Annotated in this window: 13 protein-coding genes; 3 read left to right on the forward strand and 10 right to left on the reverse strand. The window is 60.8% G+C overall.

The genetic code is table 11. The features are described from left to right. The 3 genes from PMI27_RS26900 to PMI27_RS26890 form a co-directional block, all read right to left on the reverse strand. On the reverse strand, window positions 1–3799 hold a 3799-nt coding region (locus PMI27_RS26900; RefSeq protein WP_024164516.1), incomplete at its 3' end, for an Ig-like domain-containing protein. 51 nt (window positions 3800–3850) lie between these two features. After that, window positions 3851–4696: a sulfotransferase family protein gene (locus tag PMI27_RS26895; protein ID WP_033053006.1), complete on the reverse strand. Its 846-nt coding sequence runs from the start codon at window positions 4694–4696 to the stop codon at window positions 3851–3853. Between the two features lie 119 nt (window positions 4697–4815). Beyond that, window positions 4816–6387, reverse strand: coding sequence for a glycosyltransferase family 39 protein (locus tag PMI27_RS26890; protein WP_008148112.1), 1572 nt, complete (start codon window positions 6385–6387; stop codon window positions 4816–4818). Window positions 6388–6633: 246 nt separating this feature from the next. Here PMI27_RS26890 and PMI27_RS26885 point away from each other — a divergent pair, with 246 nt between their 5' ends. Together PMI27_RS26885 and PMI27_RS26880 are read left to right on the forward strand one after the other, a co-directional pair. Then, window positions 6634–7221, forward strand: a complete 588-nt coding sequence (locus tag PMI27_RS26885) for a phage tail protein (RefSeq protein WP_008148111.1) — start codon at window positions 6634–6636, stop codon at window positions 7219–7221. 54 nt (window positions 7222–7275) lie between these two features. Then, a complete protein-coding gene (locus PMI27_RS26880; RefSeq protein ID WP_008148109.1) occupies window positions 7276–7587 on the forward strand; it encodes a DUF6916 family protein in 312 nt (103 codons plus the stop codon). Between the two features lie 139 nt (window positions 7588–7726). Here PMI27_RS26880 and PMI27_RS26875 read toward each other — a convergent pair whose 3' ends face one another. Genes PMI27_RS26875 through PMI27_RS26860 form a run of 4 tightly spaced genes read right to left on the reverse strand, consistent with a single transcriptional unit; the run spans window position 7727 to window position 12422 of the window. Further along, the gene (locus tag PMI27_RS26875; RefSeq protein ID WP_008148107.1) at window positions 7727–8224 is read right to left on the reverse strand and encodes a GNAT family N-acetyltransferase; all 498 of its coding nucleotides are present in this window, start codon (window positions 8222–8224) and stop codon (window positions 7727–7729) included. Between the two features lie 11 nt (window positions 8225–8235). Continuing rightward, window positions 8236–10332: an efflux RND transporter periplasmic adaptor subunit gene (locus PMI27_RS26870; RefSeq protein WP_008148104.1), complete on the reverse strand. Its 2097-nt coding sequence runs from the start codon at window positions 10330–10332 to the stop codon at window positions 8236–8238. After that, window positions 10333–11652 (reverse strand): efflux RND transporter periplasmic adaptor subunit, encoded by a 1320-nt coding sequence (locus tag PMI27_RS26865; protein WP_008148102.1) that lies wholly within the window; start codon window positions 11650–11652, stop codon window positions 10333–10335. Next, window positions 11649–12422 carry an efflux RND transporter periplasmic adaptor subunit gene (locus PMI27_RS26860; RefSeq protein ID WP_008148099.1) on the reverse strand — a complete coding sequence of 258 codons (774 nt, stop codon included), beginning with the start codon at window positions 12420–12422 and terminating at the stop codon, window positions 11649–11651. The genes PMI27_RS26865 and PMI27_RS26860 overlap by 4 nt, the downstream gene beginning before the upstream one ends. A 496-nt stretch (window positions 12423–12918) precedes the next feature. On the opposite strand from PMI27_RS26860, the gene PMI27_RS26855 reads away from it, so the two are divergent. Further along, window positions 12919–13608 (forward strand): NYN domain-containing protein, encoded by a 690-nt coding sequence (locus PMI27_RS26855; protein WP_008148097.1) that lies wholly within the window; start codon window positions 12919–12921, stop codon window positions 13606–13608. Here the strand turns inward: PMI27_RS26855 and PMI27_RS32370 are convergent. From PMI27_RS32370 to PMI27_RS26845, 3 genes are all read right to left on the reverse strand, one after another. Further along, the gene (locus PMI27_RS32370; protein WP_008148094.1) at window positions 13589–13771 is read right to left on the reverse strand and encodes a hypothetical protein; all 183 of its coding nucleotides are present in this window, start codon (window positions 13769–13771) and stop codon (window positions 13589–13591) included. The two genes, PMI27_RS26855 and PMI27_RS32370, sit on opposite strands and share 20 nt — an antisense overlap. Before the next feature lie 157 nt (window positions 13772–13928). Then, complete coding sequence (locus PMI27_RS26850; RefSeq protein ID WP_008148092.1) at window positions 13929–14795, reverse strand: ABC transporter permease; 867 nt, start codon at window positions 14793–14795, stop codon at window positions 13929–13931. A gap of 20 nt (window positions 14796–14815) precedes the next feature. Next, window positions 14816–15676, reverse strand: coding sequence for an ABC transporter ATP-binding protein (locus PMI27_RS26845; RefSeq protein WP_008148090.1), 861 nt, complete (start codon window positions 15674–15676; stop codon window positions 14816–14818). Between the last annotated feature and the right edge of the window lies 1 nt (window position 15677).

Consider the following 15677-nt stretch of genomic DNA (forward strand, 5'->3'; position numbering starts at 1 on the left):
TCACCGCGCTCAACGTGCCGTTGGCGATGGTCAGGTCGGCGTTGGTGAAACCGCTCACGGCCTGGCTGAAGGTGATGGTCACCAGTGACGTTTCACCGATTTTCAGGGCGTTGTCCGCCACCACGATGGTCGCGGTCGGCGGGGCGGTGTCGATGGCGTAGTTGCCCGAAGAACTGGTCCCGCTGCCGGTGTTGCCCGCGATGTCGGCCACGCCGGTATTGGCCAGAGTAATAACGTTGGTGGCGTCGTTAATGCCTGCGGTCGGCGTGAAGGTCGCCGTCCAGGTAATGCCGCCGTCGCTGCTGCTGACCGCGCTCAACGTACCATTGGCAATCGACAGGTCGGCGTTGGTGAAACCGCTGACCGCTTCGCTGAAGGTAATGGTCACCAGCGAGGTTTCGCCCTGTGTCAGCGAAGAATCGGCCAACACAATCGTAGCGGTCGGGCGCACGGTGTCGATCGCGTAGTTGTTGGAATCGGTGGTGCCGCTGCCGGCGTTACCGGCCAGATCTGCGACGCCGGTGTTGTCCAGGGTGACCAGGTTGGTCGTGTCGTTGATGCTGGCGGAAGGTGTGAACGTCGCGGTCCAGGTGATGCCGCCATCGGCGCTGCTCACCGCCGACAAGGTGCCGTTGGCAATGGTCAGGTCCGCGTTGGTGAAACCGCTGACCGCTTCACTGAAGGTGATCGTCACCAGCGAGGTTTCGCCGATTCTCAACGCCGTGTCCGTCACCACAATGGTTGCCGTTGGCCGCACAGTGTCGATGGCGTAGTTGTTGGAATCGGTGGTGCCGCTGCCGGCGTTGCCCGACAAGTCGCTGACCCCGGTGTTGTCCAGGGTGATCAGGTTGGTCGTGTCGGTGATGCTGGCAGTCGGGGTAAACGTCGCCGTCCAGGTGATACCACCATCGCTGCTGCTCACCGCGCTCAAGGTGCCGTTGGCAATCGTCAGGTCGGCGTTGGTGAAACCGCTGACCGCTTCACTGAAGGTGATCGTCACCAGCGAGGTTTCGCCGATTTTCAGCGCATTGTCCGTCACCACGATGGTTGCCGTTGGTCGCACGGTATCGATGGCGTAATTGTTCGAATCGGTGGTGCCGCTGCCGGCATTGCCCGCCAGATCGCTGACCCCGGTGTTGTTCAGGGTGATCAGGTTAGTCGCGTCGTTGGTGCTCGCGGAAGGTGTGAAGGTCGCGGTCCAGGTGATGCCGCCGTCGCTGCTACTGACCGCGCTCAAGGTGCCGTTGGCGATGGTCAGGTCGGCGTTGGTGAAACCGCTGACCGCTTCACTGAAGGTGATGGTCACCAGCGAGGTTTCGCCGATTTTCAGCGCATTGTCTGACACCACAATGGTCGCCGTTGGCCGCACGGTATCGATGGCGTAATTGTTCGAATCGGTGGTGCCGCTGCCGGCGTTGCCCGCCAGGTCGTTGACCCCGGTGTTGTCCAGGGTGATCAGGTTGGTCGTGTCGGTGATGCTCGCGCTTGGCGTGAAAGTCCCCGTCCAGGTGATACCGCCATCGGCGCTGCTCACCGAGGTCAAGGTGCCGTTGGCAATCGTCAGGTCGGCGTTGGTGAGACCGGTGACGGCCCCGTCGAACGTGATGGTCACCAGGGAGGTTTCGCCGATTCTCAGCGCCGTGTCGGTAAACACGATGGTGGCGGTCGGGCGTACGGTGTCGACCGTGTAGTTATTGGAGTTGGTGGTGCCGACGCCGGCGGTGCCCAGAATGTTGATCACCCCGGTGTTGTCCAGGGTGATGACGTTGGTCGTATCGGAAATACTGGCGGACGGCGTAAACGTTGCCGTCCAGGTGATGCCGCCATCGCCGCTGCTCACCGAGGTCAACGTGCCGTTGGCGATGGTCAGGTCCGCATTGGTGAGACCGGTCACGGCTTCGGAGAAGGTGATGGTCACCAGGGACGTTTCGCCGATGCTCAGTGTGGTGTCAGCGACCACAATGGTCGCGGTCGGCGGTGGTGAATACGCGGTGTTGAGTATGCCACCGTCGTTGTAGATGGTCGCGACGGCGGTTGGCGAAGTGCCGGGGCTGCCACCGCCCTGCGCGGTACCGCCTGCACCACTGGCCGCGGCATTACCGGCCAGGGCGGCGAAGTTGGCGGCTGTGATCAGCAGCGTGCCTTTGTTCCAGATCGCACCGACGCCCCGGCCACCAATGCCGCCATTGCTGGCATTGCTGCCTTGGCCACCACCACCGCCGCCACCGCCGCCGGCACCAATGTTGTTGCTGATGGTGGAGGTGCCGACAATGGTCAGGGTACCGGTGCTGGCGTTGTAGATCCCGCCCACCGCGTTGCCGCCGGCGCCACCGACCTTGTCCCAACCGGCCCCGCCGCCCCCGCCACCAATGGAAATCGTGCCATTGGTGGCCGTCGAACCGTTACCGCCGTTGCTGTAATAGGAAACGCCTACGCCGCCAGCCCCGCCCGTGGTGGTACCGCCGCGACCGCCCATGTGGGTGGCGTCATAACCGCCGCCGTAACCGCCGACACCACCGCTGCCCGCCTGGCCGCCCAGCGTGCCGGTGCCCGGCCCCGACGAACCGCCATGCCCGCCGCCCTGGCCACCCAAACCGCCGCCGCCACCACCGCCGCCGCCGTAAAAAGCGCCCGTCACACCGCCGCCGCCGCCGCCACCGGAAGCGCCGTTAGAGGTCACGCTGACGTTGTTCAGGGTCAGAATCCCTGCGTTGAAAATGCCCCCAGCCATCGAACCCGTGGCACCGTAACCGCCATTGCCGCCCGTGCCCGACACCAGGCCACGGGTGATCACCAGGCCATCGAGCGTCACGATGCTGCCAGACGACACTTCAATCACTCGGGTCCTGTACTGACCGTCGAGAATCACGTCAGCCACGCCGTCGTTGTTCAAGTCGCCATCAACGGTGATGTTCTTGTTGATCAGCAGTTCGGACGTCAGCTGTACTGTCATGCCAGTGCTGAAGGTAACGATATCGCCGTTCTGCGACGAGGCGATGGCGGCACGCAGTGAGCCGACGCCCGTGTTGGCGTTGTTGGTGGCCGTCCAGGTTGCCAGGCCCCACTGATACTCGCTCATGGCCGTGGTCGAGAGGACGTTGGCGCTTTCGATGTTGCCGGTAGCAATTTCCAGATTCCAGTCGCCACCGATCCCGGTGCGATTACTGGAAGCAGCCACATCGCGGCCGGTCAATTGAGCCAGCGAGTCGACAAAACTCAAGCCGCGTTCACCTTCGGCGGTGTAGCAGCCGTAGATCAAAATGTCGCCGCCGACGTTCATGTCCTTGCCGATTTCCGCCAGCACGGCGCTGCGGGCCGCGACGTTGTCAGCCGACAGATAATTGTTGCCCAGCCACAGATCGCCCGCGTTGCCGTGGGCAATGATCTGTACCGAACTGATGCCCTGATGCGTGTCCAGATAGGCGGCAATTTGCTGCAAGCCGTCCTTGCTCGCGTCCAGCTGGACCACTTGGGTGCCAGGTGCCACGCCCTTGAGCAGGCTATCGGCATCCTTGACCCGCGAATCGACGAACACCACGCTCTGGCCCGGCACTGCAACGGGGGCTGGTGCAGGTGTGGCATCGGCCTGGCCGTGGGTGTCCTTGCTGGCGACCGGTTGGTCGGCCGTTGGCGTCTTGGCGGCATCCGCCGTGCTGTGGCTGTCCGCCTGAGCGGTATCGGCCACCGTGGCCGCCACCGCGCCGTCGAACAGCATTCGCGGTTCCAGGGACATGATCATGGGTGAGGCCAGCGCCCGTGCGCCTTCGGTAACTCGCGACTTGCCGTTGCTCCACCACATGCTGCTCACCCGGACTCGAACTTGCTTGATGCGTCAATGAAAACGCCGCGATCAACTGATCGCGGCGTCGGCCTTCATACGAATGACATTGGCGGCGCTGGCTGAGCCATCGAGCCAAAAGGACAATTCTGCATATTGCTTGAACAAATCCGGCGGCAGGATCGTGCGCCGCGATTGCAGCTCGACCTTGGGTTTGACTTTGTGCAGACCGGAGACGCCGAGGGCTTGATCGAACTCTGGCGCATCGTAGGCGAGGTTGTTGAAGTCATGCTCGAACCACGGCTCGCCAATGAAGTCGTAGACCAGCCGCATGACCCGATCAGGTGCCTGGGTCAGCAAGTCGTAATCGACAATCAGCAATGAGTCGGCGTGTTCGCCGTAATAGGCTTCCTTGAGCGCTGCCCAGGCAAACCCCACCAGACGATTGCGCTGCGCCAGGGTTTCGCAACGGCTGTAGACCGTGTTGCGCTCGACTGCGTCGCCGAACAGCTTGGTGTTTTCAAAGGGGTTGGCGCGATACAAACGCTCGATGCTGTCCATGACCCAGGCAACATTGCGCACGCAGGCAATGACCTTGGCTTGCGGGAACAGATCGCTGATGGCCGGCAGTCGCGAGCTCCACAACCGGTTAGTGTCGAACACCACCGGTTTGTCGGCCTTGTCGGCGTAGAAGGAGTCGAACAGTCCGCGAAGCAAACGGCGGCGCAGATCGGTATCGATCACCGCACCGAACTCGCTGCCGGCGCTGCACTGTTCCAGAACACCGGAAAACAGGGCGCCAACGGGGCTGGTCATGCCGGCATGAAAGCGCGGGTTCTGCAAAAGGATCGCAGAAAGCAGGGTCGAGCCTGAGCGCGGCAAGCCGGAAATAAAATGGAACTGTGACAATCCCTTCACCCTGGTCATAAGTCCTTTATGTATGACGGAGCCTAGACCATGAATGGCCTGAGGGGTAATGGTGTTTTGATATCAAATCGAAACTAAATCGTCTGGGAAACGCGATTTTAGTTACAGGCTCAATGCAACACGAACAACCGCGCGTTGGCGCCTCCCGCCTGTGTTACGCCAACGTTCTGCCAGCCTGCGGGCAACGGCGCGAATTCGTCAGGCACATCGACGGTACCGATCAACCACACTCGGCCAGTGCCTTTGGGCAAATCACCGAGGCTGTCGAGGTAAATGTCCTGGGTCACCAGCGTGCCGAAACCATAGGCATTCGGCCGGCTCGAAGCGCCATTGGCCAACGGCGGGGTGTACAGCAGTGGTTTGGCGTCGGTGCGGTTGTAATAGACGTAACTGAGGTACCAGAGCAAGTCGCTGGTGACGATCCGGTCACCGGCAACGAAGTGCTGGTTCACGTAGTCGACCATGACGCTGATTTGATCGTTGGTATCGACCGTGGCGTTGTTGTTCAGCCCCACCAGTTCGACGCCGACAAACAACACCAGCACCGTCACGGCCAGCACCCGAAAGACCGCGTACAGGCGATCGATGGCCAACGCGGCAATCATCGGCAGACCAAGGGCGTACGCGGTGAGGTAACGCTCGATGAACACCGGCGAGATGAACGACACCGAAAACACCAGCAACAACGGCAAAACGGTGTAGATCACCACCAATGCACTGCCACGAATGACACTGCGATCCCGCGCCAGCGCCACCCACACCAGGGCCAGCGACGCCAAAGGCAACATGCTGAAAATCGGTGCAGTCAGGGACTCGCCATCGTCCTGGATCAGGAACGACCAGATCATCGAAGGCAACGAGGCGAACGTGACCGGTGTCTCCCACCCCACATCACCATTGGCTTTGAGTTGATCCATGTGTTGAATCAGATCGATCAGGTTGGGCACCCACGGCAAGTACACCAACACAATCGCCACGTTCGCCCACCACCAGCCGGGCTGCTGGATATGCCGCAAACGATAGCCCGGCTGTACGCGGATCAGTCCCAGATACAGCCAGTGACACAGCACGCACAGGGCGGTGAAGTAATGGGTGTAGAACGCCGCACTCATCAGCAGTGCGTAAATCACCAGATAACGTTTACGTCCGGGGTGTTTGATCCAGTAGACCAGGGCAATCGTGGCAGCGATCAGCCACAGCCCCAGCAACGAATACATGCGCACTTCCTGGCTGTAACGCACGGCGGTAGGCAGCAGCGCCAACAGGACACCGGCCAACAACGCGGCGCGGCGAGTGGCGAGCAAGTCCACCAGCCAGACGCCCAGCGCCACGGTGGCAATCCCCGGTAAAGCGCTCAGGCTTCGGATCGAAAAAATGCCATCGCCGAACAGCTCGATCCAGCCATGCAGCAGCATGAAATACAGCGGCGGATGCACATCATGGGCGGCATGCACCCAGATCCCGGCCAGCGAATACTGACTCAGCAGCAGACTGGAACCTTCATCGCCCCAGACCGCCGCCGCGGTCAGGTCATAAAAACGCACCAGCGCGGCCAGTGCCAGGATCGGCAGCAGCCAATGCTCGCGCACCCATCGAAGCAAGCGTTGAACACTCGCCCAGGCGCCGGGTGCGGCGTGGGGGCCTTGGGTGCCGTCAAGCGGCGTTTCTCTGCGCGCCTCCATTGCCCCCCCTCGAGACTGCCGGTGAAAAACCTTGAAGCTTGTAATCACTGTAGGACAGCGAGAGCGCCGTCGTCGATGCTGGCTTTGCGACCAACGACATTCGGCATTCCATGTGGATCTACTACGCTCTGGCGTGGCGTGACCCAGCCACGGAGATGAAAGGAATCGGCTGTTCGCAACGATCTGCCCGGGGGCCCGGGCCACCCGCGTGGCGCGCCAGACAACTAACCTGAGGGATGAGGACTTATGGAAGTATTTATCGGCACTATCCAACCTTTCGCCTTTAACTACGCGCCCAACGGCTGGGCCCTGTGCAATGGCCAGACGCTGAGCATCGCGCAATACAACACGGTTTTTGCACTGCTGGGCGTCAACTTCGGAGGCAATGGCACCACCAATTTCATGCTGCCCAACCTGCAAGGCCGGATGCCGGTCTGTATGGGCAACGGCCTGAACCTGACCCCGCGCGTCATCGGCGAATTCTCCGGGACCGAGAACGTTACCGCCACCATCACCAACCTGCCCAATCACACCCACGCCTTGTCCGGGCTCACGGCCGCCACCACCCTGCAACTGGCCAGCCCGGCGAGCAACCCGGTCACCAACCCGACCGCGACCAACTCGTACATCGGTGCCTCGGGCGGCGGCCCGGGTTCGGCGAGCATCTACTCCGACGCGCAAGGCGCTTCAGCCGTGCCACTTAAAGGCGTGGCCACCACGGTCACCGGGGAAATCTCGTCCGCCGGTAACGGCCTGCCCATGGAAACGATGAACCCCTTCCTGGTGCTCAACTTCAGCATCGCCTTGAACGGGTTGTTCCCTTCGCGCAACTGAGGAGCCGCCGGGGGATTCAAATCCCCCGGCCACTTTCAATTCTGGAGTGACACCATGCTGCAACAGGTTCAAAGCCAACACTTTCAGAAGCTGCTGGGCAAGACGGGGACGCTGCGACTGCCGGATGGAAGTGAATTGCCGATCCATATCGGCAGCCTTGAAGAAACACCCCGCTCGCGGATGCCCAACAACGAGCGCATGCCGTTCAGCGTCGAGTTCAACAGCTTGAAACCCACAGAGTTTGTCGATGGGTTGTGTACGCTGGAATTGCCGGAACTGGGTCAGGTGGAAAACATCTTTGTTTCCCGAGTGCCGGCCATGGGACGTGACCCGGGCTTGGGGTATTTCTACATCGCGTTCAACTGAATACACATAATCTGAAAATGTGGGAGCGAGCCTGCTCGCGATTGCGGTGGATCATTCAAAGTTGATGTTGAATGTGATGGCCCTATCGTCGGAACGCCGCCCGGAGCAGGCTCGCTCCCACAGGGGTTTAGTGGTGTTTTCAAACTATTGGATACCACACCAACCGCTCCGCCGCCGGGTTGCGCTCTTCCACCTGAAACCCCAGCGCCAGGTAATGCTGGCGCGCGTGGGGATTGTTGGCCCAAACCACCGTCGCTACCGGGCAACGAACCTGTTGCGCGGCTTTCTGCACACCTTGCAGCACCTTGCGGCCATAGCCCTGGCCGCGAGCCTGGGGAATGAACGCCAGGTACAACACACGAATTTCATTTGGGCCAAAATCGGTGGTCAGCGCACCGATGGCCGTGTCGAGCTTCTCGATCACGTAATGCATCGCGTTGGGGAAGCGTTCCCCCAGACCTTGTTCCTGCACTCGAAACTGCTGGGCCACCACCTGCTCAACCACCTCTTGCTCACCATCGATCCATTGCAGATCCGGCCGCGCCGACTGATAGAGGCTGTGCAGAAAAGCCCCATCGCTGGCCCGTGAAGGCCGAACCACCAAGCCGTCGGCCGCCACTGAATCGGTATTTGCCATCGTTGCTCTCCCTAAAAACCGCTTTCCCTTACGCCCAGCGCCGCCAACCGCCGCCAGGCGACACCCAGCAACGACTCGCCGCGCCCCTGCAACACCACAATGCCGCGCAAGGGTTGCACCGGCGTCGGTACCTCTTCGAGGACGCTCAACCGCGCCCCATATTGAGCCTGTACCGGCTCCGCTCTTTGATGCTGATCCCGGCGCACGGCAATCGGCCCATGGTGATCGGAGGTCAACGCTTCCTGATCGACAAATTCCGCGCCGTTGGTGTCGATTTCGCTCAGTTGCACGGCGATCGCCGGGTGCATCGGATCGTCGGCGATGAAGCGCCCGCTGGCGCCAGTGGCGACACGCCAGAGCTCGACCTCGGCCAGATAACCGCGCAACCGCGCGCCGTCTTCGACCACCCGCGCCAGCGGATCTTTGCTCGACAACCAGCGACCGACTGCCAACTGCGGCAACAGATCGCGCACCTTGCCGGCGTGGGGCGCCCGCAGCAGCAGGCGCTCACGCTGGGCGGCCAATCCGCGATATTCAGCCACCGCTTCGGCCAGGCGCTGTTCGACGATACCGGCGTCGGCGGCGGTTTCACTGCGGCTGGCCTGGCGGCGCATCTGCAACTGCTGGATCTGGATTTCGCGACGGACGATGGCCTGACGCGAATCCAGGTCCGGGGATTCCAGCTCGATTAACACCTGGCCCTGGGCAACCGCTTCACCATCGTGAACATTCACCGTTTTGACCCGCGCCGCGACTGGCGCATGCAAGGCACTGGCGCGGCCCGCCTCCAGCATCGTCGGCAACTCCACGGCGCTGCGCCACGGCACGACCAGCATCAGCAACAACCCAAGCAACGCCAGACCACTGAGCAGCACCCGAGGCGCATGCGCCTGTTCGCGACGAGTCCACCATTGCCGCCACTCACTCATGATCGGCAGGAAAATGAACCACACCAGTTCCACCAGCATCAGGAAAATCCCCAACACCTTGAAGAACAGGTGGTAGACCGCCAGCGCAATCCCGAAAAACAACGCCGCACGCCACAGCCACGAACCGTAACCCCAGATCAGCAAACGCCGTTGCATCTTCGGCGACCAGGGCTCCGGCGCCGGCGCACCGTAACCGAATAAAAACTCGCGCAAGCGCCAACGACAAAGGGCAAACGCACGCCCTTGAAGGTTGTCGACTTGCCAATAGTCACTGAGCAAAAAATAGCCATCAAAGCGCATGAACGGGTTGAGGTTGATCACCAGCGTGGTCATCCAGGTAGCACTGGCGAGCATGAAGGCAGCCGTGCGTCCGGGACCGTCTGGCAGCAGCGACCAGGCGAGCAGCGCGAGGCTCGCCAAAAGCAATTCCGCCAGCACGCCACCGGCGCCAATCAGCAACCGCGCGCGGCGATCATTGACCCGCCAGGCGTCGCTGACATCGGTGTAAAACATCGGCAGCAACACCATGAACGCCACGCCCATGCTCTGCACTCGACAACCGGCGCGCTTGGCCATGAAAGCGTGACCGAACTCGTGGCAGAGCTTGGCAAAGAACAGCGCCACGCCGAACGCCAGCGCGCCACCGAGGCTGAACAAATGCGGGAAGGTCGCGATAAAGCGCTGCCAGTCCCGGGACACCAGAAACACGCCGAGCCCCAGAGTTGCCGGCAATCCGTAGCGTAATGCTCGCGGGCCGAAGCGCTCCAGCCATGGCCAGGCGCGATTGAGAAAAGCGTCCGGGCGCCACAGCGGAATACGGAAAAACAGGTATTGGTGCAGCAAGATCTGCCACAGCGACTGGCGTTGAGCGGCCGCTTTGAGGCTGTAACTGGCGCGCTGTTGCGGATCGAGGGCGGTGATCAGGTCGTGGCTGCGCAGAAAGCCCAGCAATTGCTCAAGCTCCGCGCCATCGAGCGGCAAACCTGGCTCGCGGTTGGCTGCACGCAGCACTTGCTCGGGATCACCCAAGGACCAATGGCGTAGCAGGCGCATCGCCGCCACGCCGAGTTTGAAATAGCGACCGCGCACCGGATCGGCCAGGGTCCAGCGCGGCGAGCCATCGAGCGCCGGTGACGCAGGCGTCAGCTGCAAATCTGCGCGCAGGTTCGGCAGGCTCATCTAAAGCCCCACGCTCTGGCGCAAACCGGCCAGGGGTTTACGTAACAGGTACAGCGCCAGCGGCGCACGGTCACCGAAGACTTTCGCCGTCCCGCGCAACCCGATACGCGGTGGCGTCTGCTGGAAACTGGCGTCGAGACGATAAGCCAGCTGACCGCCGGCCGTGGGTTGTGCTTCGTAAGCTGCGCGTTCGAGCCGGGCCAGATGCCGTTGCAACGGATCACTGTCGAGAAACAGCGCGACCTGCGCGCCCGGCTCCAGCGCAATCGCATCGCCCACCGCCAGTTCGATGCGCAACTCAGCCTGGGTCGGGTCGGCGATTTCCATCAGCCGCTCGCCGGTCTGCACCGGTTTACCGGTCCAGCGTTCCGCATCGGCGAACACCGCAATACCGCCCCGTTCGGCGCGTACTTCGCTGCGCTTGAGTAGTTCGCGGGCGTAATCCCGTTCAGCGCGCTTTTGCTCGACTCGTGCGGCCAACAGATCGATTTTCGAGCTCGATTCAGCATCGGCGAACGAGCGCTGGGAATTGGCCTTTAGCTCCGCTTCAGCAACGCCCAAGGCGCGCTCGGCCACATCGGCCTGGGCCCTGAGCGTGGTGCTTTCAAAGCGCAACAACAGGTCCCCGGCTTTCACCGTCTGATTGGGTTTGACCAGGAATTCGGCGATCACCCCGTCCAGCGGCGCCGCAACGACTCGGCCGCCCAGCGGAACAACCTCGGCCGGTGCCAGCACCGATTGGCGCACCGGAATCAGCAGCCCGAGCAACACCACCGCGACCAGCGCCACCTGACGTTTTCGCGTCCAGCGCAGCCGCCACGGTTTGCGTGGTTGCAGCGCCAGCCAGGCATGGCTGTAGGTGTCACCCAATTGCGACAGCAACACTTGCTCGGAAGGATTCCACGGCAGATCCCGCGCCAGCCACAGACCGCCAAACACCTCACCTTGGTGATCGATCAGCGGCAGCCAGAACACCTGAGCCGCGGAAAGACTTTGCCAGTCCGCCTGAATCGATTCGCTGAGAACATTCGCCGGAATCACCCGCGCCTGTTTCAGCACCTCGAGCTTGAACAACTGCGCCACGGCCTGCTCGACAAACGCCACGAACGGCGCATTCGGCTCTACCGCACTGACGCCCGTCACGGCCTGCACTTTGCCGGCGATCAACAACGCCGCGTGACGAAAGCCGAACAGCGCCTGACCGTCATTGACCAGGCTGTAGGCCAGTTGCGCAGGCGTGCGAGCAGCGCGGGTCAGCCGTTCGAGATCCAGAAACCTTGCGAACACCTGTTCAGCGCCACCTGTGACCGGAGCGTTCACTTGAACTCCGCGAAACGCGCCGTGCCACTCATGCCGGCCAATAAACCGTTGGCGTTGGGAAGCGTCGCCACCAGCAGCAAGGTCTGACTGCCTTCGTCAATCCGCGCGCCGAGGCGTTTGACCGTGGCATCCAGTGGCTGACCGGTTTCATCGGGAACAAAACTGAAGGTCTGGCCAGGCTTGAGCCGGGCCATCCAGCGTGACGGCACCAGCAGATGAATTTCCAGGGTGCGGTTGTCGACCACGTCCAGTAACGGCGTGCCGGCAGCGACGCTTTCATAACGCTTGACCTTGCGCTCGACGACCTGACCATCGAACGGTGCCAGCACGCTGCAGCGTTTGACCTGAACCTGATAAACCTGGGATTGCGCCTGAGTCTCGCTGACCTTGGCCTCGGCCCGCGCCACTTCAAAACGCCCGACCGAATTCAACGCCGCCAATTGTTTGTTGTGGGACAGCTCTTCACCGGCGCCACGGCTGGCAGCCTGGGCCGCATTGAGCTGGGCCTGATAAGCCGAACAGTCAAAACGCGCCAAGGTGTCGCCCTTCTTGAACGACTCGCCCTCACTGAACGGCAACTCGACAATACGCCCGGACAACTCACTGGCGAGCACCGCCTGATCCCGCGCACGCAGCACGCCACGGGCCTCACTGCTGGCGTTTGCACTGCCGCTGCTGTCCAGCAGCGGATCATCGGGCGCAGGCGTTTGCGCCTGTACTACGCACGTTACAAAGGTCAATCCAATAACCCACATACAAACACGCCGCATAACCGTAACTCCCTGACGGATGAGCGGAGTCTATGACAGCGTGGGTGGACGTCAAGCGGAGGGGCGTCATTGGATAGAAATGTAATGTTTCAAAATAGCCAAATTTCTCAGCACAGATACTTAGGCTTTCCTTCAGCACCCCTCGGTAATAAATCCCACATCAAATTGGGAACATACATTCAATCGATACGGAGAGCAGCGGTCGACACTTCAAACTTATATCGAAATGCAGCACTTCAACACTCTTCCTGTAGCAATCACTAATAACTCAGGCCAACAACGCCTTGACCATCACCTAGGTCGGTGATCAAAACTGACTCGTCGGCGCTGGAGTGCATGCCGTCGTGTAGCTCCTGGTCAATCGGTGGTTGACGTGCGTGGCGAGCACGACTTAGGATTGCTCCAACTCAACCCCGTACGCAGAGATTCAGTTCTCTGGCAGTTGGGGTGAAGAAACCGGCCTAGGCCGGTTTTTTCGTTTTTGAGGATTAAGTTCGTGCGCACCGCTTTTTTTGTTGATGGCTACAATCTGTTTTACGGGTTGCTCGCGGGCACTCCCTATAAGTGGCTCAACCTCAAAGGCCTGCTGGCCCATGTCACATATATCGAAAACCCGCAAAGCTCAATCATCTCCGTTGATTACTTCACTTCTTCCGTAAAACCGATACTCGCCACTCGGGGAAAAATCTCGAAAGAGGCTCAAGACTCCTATGTGCGAGCACTGAAAGCTACCAAAGTAGCAGTGCACTATGGTCGGCACTCGCTCGAACCGGCGAAAGCTCCACGCTTTATCGACAGGAAAACAGGTGCTTCCCGTCAAGACAAGGTCGACATTTGGAAGCTTGAAGAGAAAGAGACGGATGTACACATCGCGATCAGCATGTACCGCACTGCTACCAAGCAAGCCGCTCTTGAAGTGCATGACCGTATTGAACAACTCGTACTGGTTTCCAGCGACACAGACATGACTCCAGCCCTTAAAGCTATTCGCGAAGATTTTCCTGACATAACTATCGGGGTCATTCTTCCTCATCGAGCTGAATTGAACTGTCCTTCACCAGGTTCGCTGAAGGAACATTCCCATTGGATGCGTCGAGTTATCTCTGCAGAAGAGTTGCAGTCACACCAGTTCCCGGAACGCGTGCCTACCCGTAAAACACCTGCCATCAAACCGGATTACTGGTAACGACGCTAGCCAACGGATACACCGACTCCCATCCCCCACCCAAGGCCTTATACAACCCGACCATCGCCAGCGACACCCCGGTCGAGCTCTCCACAAACTGCTCTTGAGTCGCCAACAACGCGCCTTGAAAGTCCGGGCCGACGGTGCAGGCTGAAAGTCCCATAACGAGCAAGGCACAAAGGGTGAGTTGAGGCTGCCGGCCTCTTCGCGAGCAGGCTCGCTCCCACAGGGTTCTTTGTCGTACGAAAAATGTGCATCCACTGAAGATCCTTGTGGGAGCGAGCCTGCTCGCGATGGGGTCGAACCAGACACCGCAGAACTTAGCGCTGCATCCCCCACCGCTTCACCGTCACCCGCTCCAACGTGCTGAACACCAAATTTTCCACCAGCAAGCCGATCAGGATCACCACCGCCAACCCGGCAAACACCTTGTCGGTGTACAGCTCATTACGATTCTGGAAGATGTACCAGCCCAAGCCGCCCTTGCCACTGGTGGCGCCGAACACCAATTCAGCGGCGATCAGCGTGCGCCAGGCGAAGGCCCAGCCGATTTTCAGCCCCGCGAGAATCGATGGCAGCGCTGCCGGGATCAGGATGAACAGCACGAAACGCATGCCTTTCAGGCCGTAATTGCGCCCGGCCATGCGCAGGGTTTCCGAGACACCGAGGAACCCGGCATAAGTGTTCAACGCCAATGCCCACAGCACTGAATGCACCAACACAAAAATCAGACTGTTCTGCCCCAGGCCGAACCACAGCAGCGCCAGCGGCAACAACGCAATCGCCGGCAGCGGGTTGAACATCGAGGTCAACGTACTCAACAGGTCGCGACCGAACTGCGTCGACACCGCCAGCGTGGTCAGGGCAAACGCCAGGACGATGCCGATCAGGTAACCCTTGAGCAACACCACCAGCGAAATCCACACCTTGCCCAGCAACTCGCCACTGAGCAAACCGTCGTACAGCGCGCTCGCGGTTTGCAGAAAACTCGGCAGCAGCAGGTCGTTGTCCTGAACGCGGGCAACTACCTCCCACAGGACCGCGAGCAAAATCAGGATCAGGCTTTTGCGTAACCAGCCTTGTTGCCACAGGCGTTGACCGAGCGGTAATTCACGCTCCAGCGGCACGCTCGTCAGCGGCTGCAACACCGTTTCAAACTCTTCACGCGGGGATGATAAAAGGCTCATCGGACACTCCTCTCAATGGCTCAATAAGCGATGCGGATGTCGGAGAAATCCAGCTCATGCTCGGTTTCCGGGGACTGACCTTCATCGAACAACAACCGATGAATACGCCGCGCCGACTCCTGAAAGGCCACGCCGCCGAGGCTGTGCAAGTCGTATTGATGGCTGTGGACTTCCGCCCGCACCCGCCCCGGATGCGGCGACAGCAGCAGGATTCGATTGCCCACCACCAGCGCTTCCTCGATGGAGTGCGTGACGAACAGCAGTGTGAAACGCACCTCTTCCCAGAGCAGCAGCAATTCTTCCTGCATCTTGCGGCGGGTCAGTGCATCGAGGGCGGCGAAGGGTTCGTCCATCAAGAGGATTTTCGGCTGCATGGCCAGTGCACGAGCAATCGCCACCCGCGCTTTCATGCCGCCGGACAAGGTATGCGGGTAGGCATCGGCAAACGCCGCCAGGCCGACCTTGTCCAGGTAGTGCAGCGCTCGTTCCTCGGCTTCTTTGCGCTTGAGGGTTTTCGAGGCCAGCAGCGGAAACATCACGTTCTGTTTGACGGTTTTCCACGGCGGCAGTTGATCGAATTCCTGGAACACCACGATCCGGTCCGGCCCCGGGGCATGAACGGTTTGCCCCTGAAGACGAATCTCGCCTTCACACGGCTGGATGAACCCGGCAACCGCCTTGAGCAACGTTGATTTGCCGCAACCGGATGGGCCGAGCAGCACAAAGCGGTCCGCCGGATCGATTTCAAAGCTGACCTGATGGGTCGCACGAACCACCCGCTGAGGCGTGCGGTATTCGAGGCTGACATTGTCGACCGACAGCAGCGCTTGGGCTGCCGCGATCGGTTTGCTGACCGTGTGGCCTTGCAAAGGGGCGTTCATC

It is taken from the genome of Pseudomonas sp. GM41(2012) (genome assembly GCF_000282315.2).
Taxonomy (GTDB): domain Bacteria; phylum Pseudomonadota; class Gammaproteobacteria; order Pseudomonadales; family Pseudomonadaceae; genus Aquipseudomonas.